Origin of the sequence: Haloterrigena salina JCM 13891 (assembly GCF_000337495.1) — an archaeon.
Taxonomy (GTDB): Archaea; Halobacteriota; Halobacteria; order Halobacteriales; family Natrialbaceae; genus Haloterrigena; species Haloterrigena salina.
In genome coordinates this window covers 90,760-105,444 of record NZ_AOIS01000037.1, presented here as the reverse complement: position 1 = coordinate 105,444, position 14,685 = coordinate 90,760, and the positions used below count along the sequence as shown (strand labels likewise).

At 67.3% G+C, this 14,685-nt stretch carries 11 protein-coding genes and 1 tRNA gene; 3 read left to right on the top strand and 9 right to left on the bottom strand.

All coding sequences use genetic code 11. The annotated features are described in order from the left end of the window. Positions 1 to 74 precede the first annotated feature (74 nt). The gene (locus C477_RS11135) at positions 75 to 1,994 is read left to right on the top strand and encodes a cellulase family glycosylhydrolase (protein WP_008894589.1); all 1,920 of its coding nucleotides are present in this window, start codon (positions 75 to 77) and stop codon (positions 1,992 to 1,994) included. A 94-nt stretch (positions 1,995 to 2,088) separates the two neighbouring features. Here the strand turns inward: C477_RS11135 and C477_RS11130 are convergent, their stop codons facing one another. From C477_RS11130 to C477_RS11120, 3 genes are all read right to left on the bottom strand, one after another. Continuing rightward, complete coding sequence (locus tag C477_RS11130) at positions 2,089 to 3,078, bottom strand: LEA type 2 family protein (RefSeq protein ID WP_008894588.1); 990 nt, start codon at positions 3,076 to 3,078, stop codon at positions 2,089 to 2,091. 598 nt (positions 3,079 to 3,676) lie between these two features. Then, a tRNA-Glu gene (locus C477_RS11125) sits at positions 3,677 to 3,751 on the bottom strand. A gap of 164 nt (positions 3,752 to 3,915) precedes the next feature. Continuing rightward, positions 3,916 to 5,148 carry a helix-turn-helix transcriptional regulator gene (locus C477_RS11120; protein ID WP_008894587.1) on the bottom strand — a complete coding sequence of 411 codons (1,233 nt, stop codon included), beginning with the start codon at positions 5,146 to 5,148 and terminating at the stop codon, positions 3,916 to 3,918. 211 nt (positions 5,149 to 5,359) lie between these two features. Here C477_RS11120 and C477_RS11115 point away from each other — a divergent pair, with 211 nt between their 5' ends. Then, entirely contained in the window at positions 5,360 to 5,938 is a 579-nt protein-coding gene (locus tag C477_RS11115; protein ID WP_008894586.1) for an MBL fold metallo-hydrolase, read from the top strand. Here the strand turns inward: C477_RS11115 and C477_RS11110 are convergent, their stop codons facing one another. From C477_RS11110 to C477_RS11090, 5 genes are all read right to left on the bottom strand, one after another. Then, positions 5,939 to 7,120, bottom strand: coding sequence for an ABC transporter ATP-binding protein (locus C477_RS11110; RefSeq protein ID WP_008894585.1), 1,182 nt, complete (start codon positions 7,118 to 7,120; stop codon positions 5,939 to 5,941). Then, entirely contained in the window at positions 7,117 to 9,021 is a 1,905-nt protein-coding gene (locus C477_RS11105) for an ABC transporter permease (protein WP_008894584.1), read from the bottom strand. Before C477_RS11105 ends, C477_RS11110 begins: the two co-directional genes overlap by 4 nt. Before the next feature lie 15 nt (positions 9,022 to 9,036). After that, entirely contained in the window at positions 9,037 to 10,119 is a 1,083-nt protein-coding gene (locus C477_RS11100; RefSeq protein WP_008894583.1) for a thiamine ABC transporter substrate-binding protein, read from the bottom strand. 185 nt (positions 10,120 to 10,304) lie between these two features. Next, positions 10,305 to 11,141: an ATPase P gene (locus C477_RS11095; protein WP_008894582.1), complete on the bottom strand. Its 837-nt coding sequence runs from the start codon at positions 11,139 to 11,141 to the stop codon at positions 10,305 to 10,307. Next, positions 11,138 to 11,404: a DUF5827 family protein gene (locus C477_RS11090; protein WP_008894581.1), complete on the bottom strand. Its 267-nt coding sequence runs from the start codon at positions 11,402 to 11,404 to the stop codon at positions 11,138 to 11,140. Before C477_RS11090 ends, C477_RS11095 begins: the two co-directional genes overlap by 4 nt. Positions 11,405 to 11,679: 275 nt before the next feature. On the opposite strand from C477_RS11090, the gene C477_RS11085 reads away from it, so the two are divergent. After that, positions 11,680 to 13,455 carry a sensor histidine kinase gene (locus C477_RS11085; protein ID WP_008894580.1) on the top strand — a complete coding sequence of 592 codons (1,776 nt, stop codon included), beginning with the start codon at positions 11,680 to 11,682 and terminating at the stop codon, positions 13,453 to 13,455. 53 nt (positions 13,456 to 13,508) lie between these two features. Here C477_RS11085 and C477_RS11080 read toward each other — a convergent pair whose 3' ends face one another. Further along, positions 13,509 to 14,639 carry an RNA ligase gene (locus C477_RS11080; RefSeq protein WP_008894579.1) on the bottom strand — a complete coding sequence of 377 codons (1,131 nt, stop codon included), beginning with the start codon at positions 14,637 to 14,639 and terminating at the stop codon, positions 13,509 to 13,511. Between the last annotated feature and the right edge of the window lie 46 nt (positions 14,640 to 14,685).

Below are 14,685 nucleotides of genomic sequence, written 5' to 3'. Positions count from 1 at the left end.
GGCGGGTTCGCAACCGGCCTTCGGTTCGGCGACAGGCCATCACTGTTATCAGCGTTACCGAGAGTTCATCGGTAATGCACCGCCGACGGTATCTGGCGTCGCTCTCGGCTAGTTCGGTGGCCGCGTTCGCCGGCTGCTCGAGCCAGCGAACCGACGGTCCGGTGACGGCCGGACCGCCGCGACTCACCGTCGAAGGGCGATGGGTGACCGATCCGGACGGCAACCCGGTCGTCCTCCGCGGAGTGAGCCTCGACGATCCGGTGTGGAGCCTCGAACACGCCGAGGTGCGGGAAGAAGAGTACTGGGATGCCTTCCGACTCGCGACCGACGACGACGCCGGGTGGCACGCGCGGGTACTCCGGCTCCCGATAACGCCGCGTTCGATCAGCGACGCCGGTATGGACGCCGTCGTCGACGCTCTCGATCGGGCGGTCGAACTCGCGGCCGAGCGAGGCGTCTACCTGCTGATCGACTACCACGCGAGCGAACGCTACGACACGTCGTCGATCGATCGGCGACTGCGCTCGTTCTGGGACCGCGTCGCCCCGCGGTACGCCGACGACGCCCACGTCCTCTACGAACTGTTCGGCGCGCCGACCGAACCGGCGGCCGGTGGCCTCGAGGCCTGGCGGACCTGGCGCGACTGCGCGACGCCGTGGCTGTCCCGCGTCCGCGACCGCGCTCCGGAGACGCCGATCGTCGTCGGGTCGCCGGCGTGGTCGTCGATGACGGCCCACGCCGCCGAGGAACCGTTCGATCACGACGGACTGCTGTACTCGGCGCACGTCTACCCGTCGTGGGACCCCCGCTCCTGGGAGGCGGCCTTCGGAACGCCCGCCTTCGACGTCCCGGTGTTCGTGACCGAATGGGGGTACACCACCGCCGAGGCGGCGGAGGCGGACGCCCACCTGATCGGGAGCACGGCGGAGTGGGGCGAGCCGTTCCGCGAGTGGGTCGACGCCCACGAGAACGTCCACTGGTGTGCGGCGACGTTCGGCACTCGCCGACAGCCGGCCATGTTCGACGCCGACTGGACCCTCCCCGACGGCGATGACCACATGGGCGCGCTAGTCAAGAACTGGCTCGCCGACAGACGCGACGACCACCGACCCGGTCGGGCGACGCCGATCCCGTCCGGCGAGGGGTCGCCGCCGGCATCTCCGGAATCGGTCAGGATCGAGGAGGTCCACGAGACGAGGGCGACCGTGCGATGGGAGCAGCCGCTGGACCCGGACGGCGACGACGTCCTCCAGTACCGGGTGATCGTCGACGACCGCGAGCCGTCGACCCTGCGGGGCGTCGAACGAGCGACGGAGCTCTCGAGCCTCGATCCGGATCGGGAGTACGAGGTTCGCGTGACGGCCGTCGACGAGCGCGGCCTCGAGTCGGACCCCGCGTCCGCCCGGTTCAGTACGCTCGATCGCACCCGGCCGGCGGCAACCATCCCCAGAACCTCTTCGAACCCGGTCGGCGACGAAGACGGTGCATGGTCCGCCGTCGAACCACACGCAGCCGATATGCTCCTCTGGACCGATCGCCCGCTCGAGAACACGATCACGTGGCGGGCGCTGTGGGACGAAACCGCACTGTACGTGCGCATCGATCTCACCGATATCGAGGACTGGCAGGACACCTTCGCGGAGGTGTATCTCGACCTCGACAACAGCCGCGAGGAGACGTACGACGGAGAGAACGATCTCGATATGATCGTTCCTCGAGGCGGGCGGAGCATCTGGCAGAGCGCGAACACGGCGCCGATAAGCGACGGCTCTTCGGTCACGACGACCGAGACCGACGGCGGATGGCGGGCAGAGTTTACGATCCCGTGGCGAGAATACGGCGTGCGGCCGATCGTCGGTCATCGCTTCGGGATGGACGTCCACACTGTCGTCGAGGAAGACGGCGAGCGGATCGCGAAGTTCGGCTGGTTCGACGAAACCGACGACGCGTGGGTGGATCCGCGGAAGTTCGCGACCGTCGAACTCGACGAGTGATGCCATCGCGACTCGCGGCTGGAAGAGACGCAGTCTCCGGACCGGCCACACTCGTACGATACCGTTACGACTGCGCAACTGATCGTCACGAGTACTAATTCGGCCGTCGAACCCGTTCTCGCTGGTCGTCCCGATCGCTCGCGGACTCGGTCTCGTTCGCATCTGTCGATCCGAGCAGATCCGTCCGGAAGGTGCGGTCGTACGAGAGGAACTCCAGCGGGACCGTCCGCTGAATCCCGGCATACTCGAGAGTCGCAGTAAATTCGACCGTCAGAGTCGACGTTTCGTCGTTCCGGAGGTGCGTGACCCACCAGTCGTCTAGCTCCGCGTTGTCGATGGCCGCCCCGGCGTCGATCGTTCGCGTACTATCGGCCGGGATAACGGTCTGGTCGGCCGCGACGCCCTCTCCGACGACGATCCCGTTCAGCCGTACCGTGTAGCCGATCTCCGTGATCGGGACCGGCAGCCCGGTCGGGTTGGTCACCGTCGCCGACGCGTCGATCGGCGTTCGGTTCTCGGTCGCGGTGCCCCACTCGGCGTCCGTTTCGTCGACGACCAACACCGTCCGATCGTACGCCCGGAACCGTCGGGTCTGATTCGTCCGGAGCGGCTCGAGCAGGTCCGTCCGAACGGTCCGTTCCTGCGCCACTCCGTCCGCGGGGAGCCGGATACCGCCGTAAGTGGTGACCACGTCGGGTTCGATTCGCACCGTCGTCGTCTCGTTTCGGTTGACGTGGGACGCCCACCACGCCGGGATCTCGTCGTTGTCGATCCACGTCGAGACGGTAACGGCGCGTCCCGCGTCGTCGAACCGGACGCGGTTGTCCCGCTCCGACGCGAGCACGATGTCGTTCGCCGAGACGGTGTACGAGACGTCCGCCGCGGCGTCGCCAGCGCGGAGTACCAGCGGCTCGTCGACGCCGATTCGGGTTTCGACTTCGGTCCGCTCCTCCGTGACGGTCCCCCACTCGGTCTCGACCGATTCGACCTGCGGCCGATCGGCCGTGATCACGCCGTACGTCGCGGTCCCGCCGGTCAGGATGATCGCGGCGAGCACCGCCAGCACCGCTCTGCGACGGTCCATCTACCGCCCCTTCCGTTCGACCGGGGTTCTGCTATCGCGTTACACGTTCAGGTCGTTCAAGTCCGCACCGTCAGTGCGCGTTCTCGACGCTTCGGGACGCAGGCGAGCGCTGGTCTCCTCCGATCGCTCGAGTCGTCTCTACTCACGAGACCGCGGCGAACCGTGCCCGCCGCTCCGCGACCGAATCTCGGATACCAAATATTATTGGATATACGATTATTCCGATCGGTTTCCTCTGTTGTCCTAGGGCAGGGACCCACCCCATCATCGCAGTGTCAGAGGCAGTTTTCCTGCCCTACGGCGACATCCCCCCTTCCATCCTCCCTTCGAAGCGCGTCAGGAGACCCTCGACCGCTCCTCTTTCCGTCCAGTCGCTTCGTCGTCCCTGCTCGAGTCGAGCGACTCGTCGAGCTCGATAAGGGACTCGCTTCCGGTGAAAACACGGCGTAGCCTCAGAGGAACACGCTGCGCGTCGCTTACTCGAGAACTGTATCGGTGAAGTGCTCCGTCAGGGATTCGAACCACGGTCACAGCAAAGCTGCTCCCTGATTCGAATCCTGAGTTGCAGACTTCGCTCACGAAATTGTTCGCGAAGAAGTGCTCCGTCAGGGATTCGAACCCTGGTCATTGCCGTGAGAGGGCAATATGATTGGCCGGACTACACCAACGGAGCGTTCACTGCGTTCTCGCACCGAGCCTCGACGGACATCGTCCCTCTCGGCAACGGAGCGTGTACGTCCTTCGTCTGCATTCAATCGTTACGTCGTACGATGTTTAAGCATTCCGTTTCGATCCGAGAGTGTCCCACCGTCACACGGGTTTGCCTGCTGACAGCAGTCATTCCTCGAAGGGCGATTTGGTCGCTTCGGGTTCGAACCCGTCGAGGCTGATGATGTTCTCGCGACCGACCCGGAGTTTGCTGATCGTGCCGTCCTCTTCCATATCGGAGAGGAGCATGCTGACCTTGGATTTCGACCAGCCCGTTTCCTCGACGATGTTGACCTGCTTCATGCGGCCGCCGTTCTCGCGGATGAGCTTGACGACACGGTCCTCGTCGGTGAGCAGCTCTTCGTCGGTGAGCGGATCGGGCTCCGATTGGGTCTCTTGTGCCGACGGCTCGTCGTCGGTATCGCGCTCGGACGCGCCGGCCGTCGTGGCTGCCGCCGCCGGGGCCGACGAGGCGGGCGTCTCGGAATCGTCCGGCTCCGCGACTGCGTCCGGCGTCGGGCCGTCGCCGTCGCCGTCGGACCGCCGGCGGTGATACCAGACGGCGCCGACGACGACCGCCAACGCGAGGAGGCCGGCCGCGGCGAGTTGCCACATTACGGCGCTCCCTTCGGCGACGCCGTCCCGTACGAACACCGCTCGCGGTTGCCCGTCGAGAAACTGCTGTTCGCCGCTCCAGCGGACCGTGTCCGTGTTCTCGAGCGAGTTGCCGGCGTACTGAGCGTCGGCAGCGGGATCGACGCGATCGAAGGTGAGACCGTCGCCGGCCTCGACCTCGATTATCTGATCGTCCGCGATGTAGAGGTCTTCGAAGACGTCGCCGACGGTAACGGTCCCATCGTCGACGCGGGCGAACCCTTCCCAGGTGAACGACATTTCGACGATGCCGTGCGTTGTGCCCAACTGCTCTTCGACTCTCGCGGAGCGTCGGAAGTTCGTCGCTTCCATCTCGCGGTCGGTCTGCTCGGCGCCGCTGGCCGTCATGGCCTTCGAGGAGTTGACGAACCGCTGGTAAAGATCCGTCTCTTCGGACTCGAACTCCTCGGCGAACTCCTCGAACGCGTCCTGCTCTTCGGACGCGTTCTCGCCCTCGAACCGCCGTTCGTGGCGGATCGTCCACGTCGCGCTCCCGTTCTCGTGGACGGTGATCTCGAACGTCGTCTCATCGAAGTCCTGGGACTGAGCGATCGCGGGCTGTGACTGCGTTCCCGTCGGCGCCGTCGACTGTGCGTACGGCGACGGGTCGCTCGCGGCACCCGTCTCAGCCATCGCCGTCGGGACGCCGAGACCGGCGACACAGAGGACGACGAGAACGACGGCGACGACGGAGACCGGCCGGTTCATTCGTCTACCACTACGTGCCGCAGCTAAAAATCCTTGTGAATACGAGACTCTCGAGGCGACCGGCCGACATTCGAGTCGAGAGCCGATAGCGTTCGGCTACGGACCCAAAATCGTACTCTGAGAGGGGATGAATCAGTGATGCACAGCGCTCGAGACCGACGCGTGTCGGGATGTCGATACGTACAAACGGGTCGACGGCGTATCGGCGGCTATGATCGCCAATCTCGCGCAGGGCGTCCAGGCGTTTACGAGCAACGTCTTTCTCGTCGACGGCGAGCGGACCGTGTTGGTCGACGCGGGAGCGAACTTCGACGTCGTCGCGGCCGTTCGGGAACGGGTCGACGACCTCGACGCCGTCGTGCTCACGCACACCCACCGCGACCACGTCGGCAATCTCGAGGCGGTGACAGACGCCTTCGACGTCGATGCGTGGGGGTACGACACCTCGATCGACGGCGTCGACCACGCGATCGCGGACGAGGAGACGGTCCGCCTGGGCGACCACGAGTACGTCGCGCTCCACACGCCCGGCCACAAGAACGACCACCTCTGCTTTTACGCCGAGCGCCCGGGCATCCTCTTCGCCGGCGATCTGATCTTCCAGAACGGGAGTTTCGGCCGGACGGACCTCGAGGAGGGCGACCGTGAGACGCTCATCGAGAGCATCGACCGCGTCCGCGAGCGGATCGATCCGGACCTCGAGGAGATGCACACGGGTCACGGGCCGAGCGTGACGTCAGACCCGTACGATCACGTCGAGCTCTCGGCCCAGATGGCGCGACAGGCCTGATTAACGCCGCTGTTCTGCCGAGTGCGTCTCCAGTACGTGCGCGTCCGTCGGCGCGAATCCGACCACGACGTCGCCGTCGATCGCCACGTCACCACCGTCGTCTACCCCGTCAGCTCCGTTGTCGTCCGTACCACCGTCGGTCGTCGCAGTCGCCCCGTTCTCGAGGCCGTCGGGGTCCGACGGAAGTAGCGTCTCGGCGTCGAACTGGAGGACGACCGACCCGCCGTCCCACCGCCCGTACGTTCGGACGCGCTCGCCGCGGAACTCGCTCGTTTCGATCTCGACGGCGAACCGATTAGCGTCGGCGTCTCGAGCGAGCGCGGCCGGTCGGACGCAGAAGCTCACGCGCTCCGCGCCCGCGGGGACGTCAGCGAGCTCGAACTCGCGGTCGCTCCCGTCGACGGCGACCCGCGTCCGGTCGCCGTCGCGGCCGCGCACGCTCGCGTCGAAGACGTTGTTGTCGCCGACGAACTCGGCGACGAACCGCGTCGACGGCTCGCGGTAGATCTCCCGTGGCCGGCCGACCTGTTCGATCCGGCCGTCGCGCAGCACCGCGAGGCGGTCGGAAATCGCCAACGCCTCCGCCTGGTCGTGGGTGACGTAGACGGTCGTGATCTCGAGTCGCGACTGGATCCGTTTGAGCTGGCGGCGCAGCGACTCCCGGAGCCGCGCGTCGAGGGCGCTCATCGGCTCGTCGAGCAGGAGCAGGTCGGGTTCGGGCGCGAGCGCGCGGGCCAGCGCGACCCGCTGGCGCTGGCCGCCCGACAGCTGGTCGGGATCGCGGTCGCCCATCCCCTCGAGATCGACCAACTCGAGCAGTTCGCGGACGCGCTCGTCGACGCTCGTCCCCGCGGGCGGCTCCCGGTATCGAAGTCCGTAGCCGACGTTTTCGGCGACGCTCATGTGCGGAAAGAGCGCGTAGCTCTGGAAGACGACGCCGACGTCGCGGTCCTCGGGCGCCGCGTCGGTGACCGCCTCGCCGTCGAAGCGGACGGTGCCGTCGGTCGGCGTCTCGAACCCCGCGATCGCTCTGAGCGTGGTCGTCTTCCCGCAGCCCGACGGCCCGACGAGCGTGAAGAACTCGCCGTCGCGGACGGTCAGGTCGACGTCCCGCAGCGCGACGGTGCCGCTCCCGTCCGTCCCGTAACGCTTGGTGACGCCCTCGAGTCGGAGTTCGGTCACAGTTCGTACCTCCCGCCGACGCGGTCGACGACGACGAAACTCGCCGCCGTGACGGCCAATAGCAGGGTCCCCATAGCGATCGCGGGCCCGGAGCGACGGCCGAGGTAGCGCTCGACGGCGACCGGCATCGTGTAGTGCTCGCTCCCGCTGGCCAAAATCACCGTCGAAGAGAACTCGCCGATCGAGACGGCGAAGGCGAAGGCCGCGCCGGCGACGATCCCGCTGGCGACCAGCGGAAGTTCGACGTCGAGCAGCGCCCGCGTTCGCGAGGCGCCGAGCGCGCGGGCGGACTCGACCATCGCCGGATCGAGGGTCGCGAGCAGCGGCGAGACGTTGCGCGTCACGAACGGGTAGGCGGCGACCGCGTGGGCGGCGACGATGGCGACCGCGCCCGTCACCTGAAAGCGCCAGCCGCCCGGCAGCGGGATGCCGAAGACCAGTCCCTGCAGGAGGCCGATCCCGAAGACGACGCCACTGACCGCCAGCGGGAGCATCGCGAGCGTGTCGACGAGCCGTCCGCTCCTGCCGGCCCGGACCGTCAGCACCGAGATCACGACGCCCATCGGCACCGCGACGGCCAGCGTCGCGAGCCCGAACAGCAGCGAGTTCCGGATCGCGGGGACCGGACGCGTCTGGAAGCTCGCGCCCTCGAGCTGGCGCTCGAGCAGGAACGCGTAGTTCCGGAGCGTGAACCCGGAGCCGTCGGTGAAACTCCCGACGACCAGACTCGCCAGCGGGCCGACGAAGAGGACTAGCGCGACGAGGCCGTACCCCAGAATCGCGAGCCGCCGCGGCGAGAGCGCCGTCCGCACGTCGGGGAAGAGCGCCTCCCTCGGCGGCGGCGACGGCGCTTGCGAGAGGCCGGCCCGTGCCGACTCGTAGCGGAGGTAGGCGTAGGTCAGGCCCAGCGAGAGGACCGTCTCGAGGATCGCGAGCGAGGCCGCTTCCCCGTAGGCCAACCGCTGGACCCGGTCGTAGATCCAGACCTCGACGGTCGCCAGTTGGAGGCCGCCGAGCGCGAGCACGATGGGGAAGGTCATGAACGTGAAGATGAAGGTCAGCAGCGCGCCGGTGAGGACCGCCGGGACGAGTTGCGGCACGACGACGTCGCGGAAGGCCCGACGGGGGCTCGCGCCGAGGCTGCGGGCGGTCTCGACGGTTCGGGCGTCGACGGACTCCCAGGCGGAGACGGTCAGGCGGGCGACCAGCGGCGCGTTGTAGAAGGCGTGGGCGAGGATCACGATCGCGAGCGGGCTCGTCTCGACGAACGCGAACGGGCCCAGGCCGACCGCCCCGAGCAGGGTGTTGAGCGTCCCCGTCCGCCCGAACATCGCGTAGAAGCCGACGGCGACCATGATTCCGGGCAGCACGAACGGCAGGATCGTCAGTGACCGGAGCGTGCGCCGGCCGCGGAACTCGTAGTTCGCGAGGATGTAGGCGGCCGGGAGGCCGATCGCGACGCTCGCGACCGTCGACAGCGCGGCCTGATAGGCCGTGAAGCCGAACAGCCCCTTCCGAACGGGCGGGAGATCGACGGCGAGCCACGGCACCGGGAGATCGAGTCCGGGAACCGGAGACGCGAGCGTCACCGCGATCGATATTCCACCGAGCCAGCCCACCAGTGCGCCGAGGTGGTCGCCGATCGCGAGCGGCTCCGCGAAGACGTCCGCGAGGACGCCGAAGTAGAACGGATCCGTCACCACCTCGGCGACGTGGCCGAGCGTCGGCGATCCGTCCTCGAGGAGCGCCTCGACGAAGACGAGCCCGACCGGGAGGTAGAGCACGACGACGAGGACGGCCGCCGTCCCGAGCGCGGCCAGCGAGAGGGCGCGGCGCTCGAGCCACGCGCTGGCGGCGCCGGCGGAGCGTCGATCGACGACGAGACGATCTGCGAGGGACACGAATGGGGCGACTCGTTACTGGCCGGCGAACTCCTGGGCCCAGTCCTCGACCCAGCCGTCGAGGTTGCCCTGGAGATCGTCGTAGCCGAACGAGACCATCTCCTCCGGCGTGTGCGCGTACTCGTCGAACTCCTCGTCGAGGTCGACGTGCTCGTCCGCGACGGCCGGATACTGGACGTTTCGCGTGGCGATCTCGGCCTGGGCCTCGCTCGAGAGGACGAAGTCGAAGAAGTCGTAGGCGAGGTCGGCGTCGCCGGCGCCCTCGAAGATCGCCATCCCCTCGGGGTTGGCGTAGCCCTGGTCGTCCGGGAAGGCGACCTGGTGGCGCGAGAAGTCGTAGTCGAACCGGTTGGCGTACACCTGATCGGTCGAGTAGGAGACGACCATCGATCGCTCGCCCTCCATGTACGCGCCCGAGTAGGACTCGCTCCAGCCGTCGAGGACGCGAACCCCGTTGTCCTCGAGTCGCTGCCAGTAGTCGAGGTACCCGTCCTCGCCGAAGGCGTCGATCGTCCACAGCAGGAACGCCTGTCCCGAATCGGCTTTCTGGGCGTTCTGGGCCAGCAACGCGTCCTCGTATTCGGGCTCTGTCAGGGCCTCGAGCGACGCGGGTTCCGCGACCTCGGTCTCGTCGTAGACGAGGCTGATGTAGCCCATGTCGTAGGTGAGCGTGCGGCCGTGGGGGTCACCCAACGCGAACTCGTCGCGGACGCGGTCGGCCCGCTCGAGTCGGTCGTCGTCGAGTTCGCGAAAGAGGGCGCCGTCCTCGAGCTGGTCGTCGACGCGCACCAGGTCGTCCACGTTCAGCCCCAGGTAGACGTCGGCGTCGATCCCGGCGTCCCGGTCGGCACGCTGGACGTAGTGGTTGATCCCGCCGTCGGGCAGTTGCTCCCACTCGAGTTCGGCGTCGAACTCGTCCTCGAAGCGCTCCTTGAGCCACGGGCCGGCGGAGTCCTCCGTATCGATCATCGACTCGTAGGTGACGACGGTGAGCGTTCCGTCGCCCTCCTCGTCGCCGCCGTCGTCCCGCGTCAGACAGCCGGCGATGCCGAGCGCCGATCCGCTTCCGATCGCACCGAGCAACGCGCGCCGTTTCATTACACGGTGGTTCCACTGAGTGGTCTTAATCCCTCTGATCGGCTATTCCGGCAACGGCTGCCGCCTGAACCGTCCTCGAGCGACTTCGCGAGCGGAAAACCAGCTCGAACGAGGTCGACATTTTCGACTCGGACGGGACCAAAGATCGATCGCCGGCAACCGACTGCGACGTTCGTCCCGGCCCGTCAGACCGCTCGAGCCGCCTCGAGCAGCGCGTCGTAGGCGTCAGAATACGCGCGAGCGATCCGCGCCGGCTCCGCCCGCTCGTCGCTCCCGAGCGGCGGCAGGCGAATCCGGTCGATCGGATCGAGGTATTCGAGCACGTCGGGGACGCGCTTCTCGAGGGCGCCGTCTTTCGGACTCGAACTGGCGATCTCGCAGGCCCGGCAGTAGCGGTCGCTCGGGTAGATCCGGACGCGGCCGGGTTCGACGGCCGCGACGGCGCTGATCGCCGCGGGATCGAGTGACTGGAGCGGTCGCGCGATGTCGCTGTAGGACTCGACGACCGCGACCTCCGTCGATTCGATCTCGGCGGCCAGCCCCTCGAAGGCGGGGACGTACCGCCGCTCGGCGAGCTCGTTGAACTCCGCGACAGTCTCGACGGCGACGGCGTCCTCGAGCGGGAGCGCGTCGGCGACCGCGTCCGGTACGTCCGCGGTCGCGTTGCGCACGAACGTCGGACTGTCGTCGTCGCCCGGGCGGCCGACGCGGTCGACGAGGAACTCGCGATCGGACTTCCCGAGGAGTCCGGTCCCGCCGTCGGGCGTGGGCCGCCAGAGGCGGTGGACGGGATTGAGGGTTTCTGGGTCGCGATCCCACCCCTCCGCAGCTGCGAGGCGCTTCGCGTCCTTCCCGTAGAGGCGGTCGTCGGACAGCGCCGTCCGGCAGTCGTCGTGGTCGAACCAGTAGTCGTTGCCGGCGCGGGGCTTGTAGCCGACCGCGCCGGTGCGCTCGAGCAGGCCGACCGAGAACGTGGTCTTGCCGGCGTCGACGCGATCGGCACCGACCACGAGGAGGATCATTCTTTCAGGCCGTAGTAGCCGGGTTCGTCCTCGGATCGCGGCTCGGCGACCACGAGATCGTCCGCGTTGTTCATCACCCAGGGAATCGCCCAGTCGAGCAGGATGCTCTCGGTGCCTTCGTCGATTTCGGCGTCGGGCTCTAACCCCTGCAGGAGGCGGGCGATCTCGTAAACGGTGTACATCTGGTCGTCCTCGAGCAACTCCGCCGGCGTGTAGAAGTCACACGGCGGGAGACTGTCGAACTCGTCTTTCGGAACGGGCATAGGCGACCGTACACGTGCGCGCCACAAGACCGCACCGATCCCGGCTCTCAGTTTCAGTTCCGGATCCAACCGCCGCGACGTCGGTTCCGGGACGACGGCGCTCGAGAGACGAGACGGCTACCGAGACGCGTCCGACCGGCGTACTCGGTCTATCGCTCGATGTACCGTTTCGAGTAGTAAAATCCAAAGTTATCGAGGGATAATCCCACAACCCATAACTCATACGCTAGTTATTAGCCACAAATCTTTATGATTTCGGCGAGAGACGAACTCGAGTGGAATCTACCGACGCCCTTGTCCCGATTATCTATGCCGTCGCGACGGTGATCGCCGCCGTACTCGGTAGTGTCGTCTGGCGTCATCGGGAGAAAACCGGGGCCGTGCCGCTGGTAGTGGCGATGACCGGCGCAGTGATCTGGGCGGGATCGTTGTTCGCGCGCTCCACGGTCGACCACTACTCGCTGTCGACGTTCTTCCTCCGATTTCTCTACGTCGGCGTCGGGGCCAGCGTCCTCGGTTCGTTCCTGTTCGTCCTCGTGTACACCGGCCGCGAGCGTCTCCTCACGCGACGAGCGGTCGTCCTCCTCTCGATCGAGCCGGCGCTCCTCGTGTTGTTCGCGTTCGCGAATCCCGGAGACCTGTTTTTCGACTCGGTCTACCGCGATCCGACGGTCGTCGGCGGGATCGGCTTTCGGTGGGGACCCGCGTTCGACGTCCACCTCGTCTACTCGTACTGTCTCTCCCTCGCCGGAACGATACTCATCCTCGAGTTCCTGTACAACTCCCGGTCGCTGTACCGAGGACAGGCCGCGATGCTGGTCGGAGCGACCGCGTCACCGCTGCTGACGAACGTGGTCTACACCTTCGACGTCATGGGATCGATCGAAATCGATACGACACCGATCGGTTTCATCGTCGCGGGTGCGCTGTATTCGGTCGCGATCGTCCGCTATCGACTGGTCGATATCGTTCCGATCGCCCGCGATCGCGTCCTCGATAGCGTTACGGACGGCGTCTTCGTCGTCGACACCCAGAACCGCCTCATCGACGTCAATCCCGTCGGGAGAGCGTGGCTCGAGGCGTTCGACGAGTCGCCCATCGGTACGGACCTCGACTCGCTGTTCGCCGAGGTCCCCGAATTGCGCGACGAATTCCGCGGGCTCAGGGATCGCCGCGCCGAGACCGAACGCGAACTGGCGTTCCGCGGCGGACACTTTCACGTTCGGACGACGCCGATCGAGGACGGCCGCGATCGCCACGTCGGCTGGCTGTTCGTCGTCCGCGACATCACCGAGCGCAAGCGCCGGGAAGCCCGGTTACGGCGCCAGAACGAGCGACTCGAGCGGTTCGCCGATCTCGTCTCTCACGATCTGCGCAATCCGTTGAACGTCGCGGACGGCTACCTCGATCTCGCTCGCGAGACCGACGACGACGAGGCGTATCTCGACGAGATCGAGCGGTCCCACGAGCGCATGGAGACGATCATCGAGGACGTCCTCGCGCTCGCTCGCGAGGGGGCGGACGTGACCGACCCGGAGCCGATCGCGCTCGCTGCCATCGCCGAACGAGCGTGGAACGGCGTCGATACCGGGGCGGCATCGCTCGCGATCGACGCCGACGCCTCGATCCTCGCCGACCCGGAGCGGACCACGCGACTGCTCGAGAACCTGTTCCGCAATTCCCTCGAGCACGGGACCGAGCGCTCGGCCGGCGCCGACCTCGAGGTCGCGGTGGGAACGCTCGACGGCGCCCGCGACGGATCCGCCCCGGGGTTTTACGTCGCGGACGACGGCGGCGGAATCCCGCCGTCCCAGCGTGATCGGGTCTTCGAGGGCGGTTACACGACCGACGAGGACGGCACGGGGTTCGGACTCGCGATCGTCGACGAGATCGCGACGGCCCACGGCTGGACCAGCGCCGTCGCGGAGAGCGACACGGGCGGTGCCAGGTTCGAGTTCCGCGGCGTCGAACCGGCCGCCGACGCGACCTCCTCGGACGCCGGTTCGGCGACGGACGCGGCGGCTATCGAGACCGACTCGTCGCGGCCCTGACCCGTTCGTCGCCTCGAGGGCAGTCGAGTACGCGCGCCCGCGAGCGCTGCCCGTCACTCGTCTCGCGTACCGCCGTCCAGATAGTACCGGATCCGGTCCCGACTCGACTCGGCCACCTTCACGAACTCGACGACGCGCTCGCCGTCCTCGCGGCGGTCGGACTCGAGGGAAATCGTCAGCGACTGCTCGCGCAGGTGCTCGAGGAGCGCGCCGATCGTCTCCGGATCGCCCCTGACCGTGTGCCGTTCGCCGACTGTCTTCCCCTCCTTCACGTCCCGAATCGTCGAGACCATCGGCCGGAGGATCGACTCGCCGAGGTCGTGGGCCCGTTCCTCGAGTCGGTCGTCGTCCGCGTCGGACTCGGCCGCCTGAAACGCGTCCCGGACGATCCGCGAGAAGACGAAGTCGCGACCGTGATCGAAGGGCAGCGAGAACGCGTAGGCGAGCTCCTCGTGGTGTTGAGTCTCCGTCGTGTACTTGACCAGCTCTTCCCCGTCCGCCGACTTCAGGACGACCCCTTCCCGGCCGGCCGCGTCGAGTTCCTCGATCACCGCTCGAGTCGGTCCGACGGCGTCGGACGGCGCCGCTCGTCCGAAGAGCCGCGGCTGGGACATCCCGTACTCCTCGCAGAGCCGTCGCCGGTCGGCGACGGAGAGCGGTTCTCCGGACTCTCGGTCACGGACGTCGAAGACCCGGAACTCGTGGGTGTCGATCCCCTCGTAGTCGTGAGTCGAGTAGGGCGTCTCCGGGCCGATGAGTTCGGCACAGAGGGTCTTCTCCGGGTGGGTCGCGAAGAACTCCTCGAGCGGGAGGCGATCGCGGGCCCGCCCCGTCGTGTACGGACAGACGTAGCCGCTTCTGGTGAATGCGAGGGGCTCGCCGCCGACGGCCGCGATGCGAACGTTGAAGCCGTCGAGTTTCTCCTCGACGACGACGGTCTCGCCGTCTTCGAAAAACGACGGAACTCCGGGGTCGAGCACGAGAATCCGAGGGATGCTCGGATAGCCGCGAACGATGGTCTCCGTCTCCTCGACGATGACCGTCCCCCGCTCGACCCCGTGGCGAGCGGCCGTGAGGACGTAGTGGGTCCGTCCCGCCGTCGACCGTTCCTCGACGTGCTCGAAGAGGTCCTCGGGCGTCTCCGCGGTCGCCCCGAGCCGCTCGAGGTACTCGTCGCGATTCATGCGTTGTTTGTCACCACACCTCGTGAAAAACACCCGGTCGGCCAGC

Excerpts from the sequence above, each read along its gene's own strand:
- C477_RS11100 (WP_008894583.1), bottom strand. The coding sequence starts at position 10,119 with ATGAAACGGCGCGCGTTGCTCGGTGCGATCGGAAGCGGATCGGCGCTC.
- C477_RS11120 (WP_008894587.1), bottom strand. The coding sequence starts at position 5,148 with ATGAACCGGCCGGTCTCCGTCGTCGCCGTCGTTCTCGTCGTCCTCTGT.
- C477_RS11080 (WP_008894579.1), bottom strand. The coding sequence starts at position 14,639 with ATGAATCGCGACGAGTACCTCGAGCGGCTCGGGGCGACCGCGGAGACG.
- C477_RS11135 (WP_008894589.1), top strand. The coding sequence starts at position 75 with ATGCACCGCCGACGGTATCTGGCGTCGCTCTCGGCTAGTTCGGTGGCC.
- C477_RS11130 (WP_008894588.1), bottom strand. The coding sequence starts at position 3,078 with ATGGACCGTCGCAGAGCGGTGCTGGCGGTGCTCGCCGCGATCATCCTG.
- C477_RS11115 (WP_008894586.1), top strand. The coding sequence starts at position 5,360 with ATGATCGCCAATCTCGCGCAGGGCGTCCAGGCGTTTACGAGCAACGTC.
- C477_RS11095 (WP_008894582.1), bottom strand. The coding sequence starts at position 11,141 with ATGATCCTCCTCGTGGTCGGTGCCGATCGCGTCGACGCCGGCAAGACC.
- C477_RS11090 (WP_008894581.1), bottom strand. The coding sequence starts at position 11,404 with ATGCCCGTTCCGAAAGACGAGTTCGACAGTCTCCCGCCGTGTGACTTC.